Annotated in this window: 5 protein-coding genes and 2 tRNA genes; all 7 read right to left on the reverse strand. The window is 50.2% G+C overall.

Annotation, left to right across the window (positions count from 1 at the left end; genetic code table 11):
• The coding region (locus tag HEN33_RS24355; RefSeq protein WP_114043041.1) for a DUF1737 domain-containing protein at window positions 1-79 on the reverse strand (79 nt) is incomplete at its 3' end.
• Window positions 80-602: 523 nt separating this feature from the next.
• Window positions 603-679: transfer RNA gene (locus tag HEN33_RS24360), tRNA-Arg, on the reverse strand.
• A gap of 80 nt (window positions 680-759) precedes the next feature.
• Window positions 760-835 (reverse strand) — tRNA-Ile (locus HEN33_RS24365).
• Window positions 836-875: 40 nt separating this feature from the next.
• Window positions 876-1,934, reverse strand: coding sequence for a DNA-methyltransferase (locus tag HEN33_RS24370; RefSeq protein ID WP_000935547.1), 1,059 nt, complete (start codon window positions 1,932-1,934; stop codon window positions 876-878).
• A 150-nt stretch (window positions 1,935-2,084) separates the two neighbouring features.
• Complete coding sequence (locus HEN33_RS24375) at window positions 2,085-2,282, reverse strand: hypothetical protein (protein ID WP_000917750.1); 198 nt, start codon at window positions 2,280-2,282, stop codon at window positions 2,085-2,087.
• A 241-nt stretch (window positions 2,283-2,523) separates the two neighbouring features.
• Window positions 2,524-3,054, reverse strand: a complete 531-nt coding sequence (locus HEN33_RS24380; protein WP_000640048.1) for a DUF1133 family protein — start codon at window positions 3,052-3,054, stop codon at window positions 2,524-2,526.
• Between the two features lie 8 nt (window positions 3,055-3,062).
• On the reverse strand, window positions 3,063-3,402 hold a 340-nt coding region (locus HEN33_RS24385; RefSeq protein WP_183083492.1), incomplete at its 5' end, for a RusA family crossover junction endodeoxyribonuclease.

Genomic DNA, 3,402 nt, shown 5'->3' on the forward strand with positions numbered 1-3,402 from the left:
CTTTCAGTTTGTGTGTCAGCTTTTCCGCAAGGTCTGACGGCGACGCCGCCCTGACCACGTCATAGTGTTTAAATGCCATTATTCCTCCCCTTTCCGGGATTTTCCTCAACAGTTGCGGGCCACGGTCCGGCCACAAGGAGAATCAAAAGAGGAGAACCGCAGCCCGCAAAACGAAAAAGGCCGCGCAGTTGCGCAGCCTTATAAACCCTGGTTAAAATCCACACGATAAAAATGACAATGCAAGTATCTCATGCTGTTGCCCGAACCCACTCGGGCTTTTTTTTGCATGTAAAAAGGCTCCTGCGATGAGAAGCCTGGATATATGCCTAATCTCTGTATACAGCATGATGCCGGGTGCCTCCCGGTGAATTCTGCAATGACCAGACAGAATCCGCAACTTGCCTATACAATACGCAACCAAACATCTGTCATTATGCCCCGCCGCTCAGGGGGATTCATCATGCAGGATTTTTTTAACAAACGCTCAGCATGTCAGGCAACAGTCAACTGCCTGAATTGTGAGGCATTTAACATTTCACTGTCCGGTGTCTTTCCTGTAATAAAAAGCCCGCAAAAGAGAGTCAGGGCAGATAAGTGTGGTGTGGTGCGTTGTACTGGATTCGAACCAGTGACCGATTGCTTAGAAGGCAATTGCTCTGTCCGGCTGAGCTAACAACGCAGAATACCGATAATGGACCGCCACCGGGGACTCCGAATCTCGCACAGGGTGACGTTCTTTCCTGATGAGCTAGTGGCGGTTGGTGGCCCTTGCTGGATTTGAACCAGCGACCTGGCGATTATGAGTCGCTCGCTCTCACCACTGAGCTAAAGGGCCGATTGCTGAATAATAACGACGCATGATTAACTCCGCAATCTCATCCGTTACGAATGATTAAATCCTGTACTTCCCGCACCGTCTGCTCAAAACGTTCAGTCTCCAGTTCAACGCCAGTTGCACGACGTCCCAGCGCCATCGCTGCTTTCACTGTCGACCCCGACCCCATGAAGAAATCTGCAACCAGGTCTCCCGGACGACTGCTTGCGCTGATTATCTGCTGCAACATTTCTGCCGGTTTTTCGCACGGATGTTTCCCTGGATAGTACTGCACCGGTTTATACGTCCACACATCGGTGTACGGCACCTGCACCGTCACACCGAAATACCGCCGCAGATGCTTATATTCACTCTGCAGCTCCGCATACTGTCGGTTCAGAGAGGCATACGTATCCACCAGCTGGTGGTGGGGCTTTTCCAGTTCACCCCGCTGATGCTTCTCTTCTGCCACCCGGGCAAACAGTGCCTGTAATTTCAGATAATCGCTTTCGTTCGGCAGCTGCCACTGACCGGCACTGAACCAGTGCGACACCATGTTTTTCTTTCCTGTGGCATCTGCAATCTGTTTTGCCGTTATCCCCAGGACAGCGCGCGCATCACGAAAGTAAGCAATCAGCGGGGCCATCACATGCTGTTTCAGTGCCCTACCCTTCGCCTCATACCCGGCATCTTTCGGACGATACGGCCCCTGATAATGCTCTGCGAACAGAATGCGCTCTGTGGCGGGGAAATACGCCCGCAGGCTTTCCTTGTTGCACCCGTTCCAGCGTCCGGACGGCTTTGCCCAGATGATATGGTTCAGCACGTTAAACCGCTCACGCATCATGATTTCGGTGTCAGATGCCAGACGATGGCCACAGAACAGGTAAAGACTTCCGGCAGGTTTCAGCACCCGCCAGAACTGCGCAAGACACTGGTCCAGCCACTTCAGGTAATCTTCATCACCCGCCCACTGGTTATCCCAGCCCTCGGGTTTCACTTTGAAGTACGGCGGGTCCGTGACTATCAGGTCAACAGAATTTTCGGGTAACGACCGCATAAATTCCAGGCAGTCGGCGTTGATTAACTCACAACTGGATATTTTTACAGTATTAAGCATGGATCATTAAGCCTGTCTCTGATAGGCTCATTCTGCTTTTGCGCAAAGCAGTGGGCCTGAGGTTTGCTTGTGAACCCAACGCATGAGCAGATGGCTGGTGGGTGCCCCTTACACCCACCAGCCGCCCATTTACCACAAATAAAAAAGCCTTCAGGACTGAAGGCGTCTGTAACAACCAAACTGATAGTCTGCCAGACCCGCCATAACCAGCTGGGTCAGTATTAACTGGCAGCGTTCGCGTGAAAGGTAAGTATTCTGCGCAATCTCCCCGACTGTCGCCGGGTCGGTAACGCTTAATTCATTAAACACCACTCTGGCGGTTTCTGTCATATCCTGCTGTTTCAGCATGTCTTTTTCCCTTTTCCGGTTAACGTGACACACCAATAACTCTTGTCGAAAAAGCCAGCAACCTGAAAGAACGGTATTAATAACCACCAGCGAATTTATTGCGCTGCTGTATATTACGGACACAAAAAAACCACCTTCCGGTGGCTTCCTTGTGCGAAAAAACTTGCATTTCGCCTCGCGATACAGCTTTGCGAAGCTTACAGGAATTCAAGCTGTTTCTGCGTAAAAAAGCAAGCTTTTTTTATCGAAATGAATCGTGCATAGGTACATAAAGCATGTGTTCAGCCACGGCTAACCAACCTGCAATACGTTTCTCACATGTGCTGAAACACCATTCCGGGTGAGTACGATTTAAACATTCTGCCATTTTTCTCTTACTCATTCCCCGTCCTTCGTACCTTTGCCGGAGAATATTGATTAGCCCGGGATATTCCCCAAGCACCTCACTGATAACGCGATCAATAATCAACGCCTCTGTGTCTGTACAATGTGACAACCAGCTCTTCTGCTTCCCTCTGGTCATATCCCGAAAAAATGCCTCAAGTTCCGGTTTTTCCAGCCCGGATTTCTTCATGCTGCGTAAAACCTCATTAACTGCTGTTTTCGTCAGCTTTTTCGAAACCAGTAACCGGTTAAACATATTTCCGGATTTACCCCCACCGATATACGACCACCGCCCCCACATCCGTAATTTCCCCTGGATCCAGACTGCTTCCAGCGTGTTCAGGCGTAAATGTTCGCCGCTTTTGCCTGTAATTTCCGGATATATCATATTTACGCTCACTCACTCTCAATTTTGTAAATCTTCACACCCAGCCGTCCACCAGATACTGGCTGACCACGTACAATATTGATTTCATCAAACTGCTCATCGTCCATTAACACTCCCGCATGCGTCAGCGCATCCAGCGGTGCTTTCAGAATATTGTCCAGGTCACGACGACGCTTATCCGGTGGCTCTGCAATAATTTTTATTGCCACCCGTCCGGACAGGCTTAATTTCAGTCGCTGCTGGCGAACAATAAGCACCACTGCCCGGCGATAACGCTCCCCGGCTTTTGATACAAAATATGTGCTGCCACGGCGTCGCCAGTAAGTGTTCACCGTCGGCGGGTAAGGT

Origin of the sequence: Escherichia sp. 94.0001, assembly GCF_013369155.2 — a bacterium.
GTDB lineage: Bacteria > Pseudomonadota > Gammaproteobacteria > Enterobacterales > Enterobacteriaceae > Escherichia > Escherichia coli_F.

Coding starts and splice junctions, on each gene's coding strand:
- HEN33_RS24370 (WP_000935547.1), bottom strand. CDS start 1,934: ATGCTTAATACTGTAAAAATATCCAGTTGTGAGTTAATCAACGCCGAC.
- HEN33_RS24375 (WP_000917750.1), bottom strand. CDS start 2,282: ATGCTGAAACAGCAGGATATGACAGAAACCGCCAGAGTGGTGTTTAAT.
- HEN33_RS24380 (WP_000640048.1), bottom strand. CDS start 3,054: ATGATATATCCGGAAATTACAGGCAAAAGCGGCGAACATTTACGCCTG.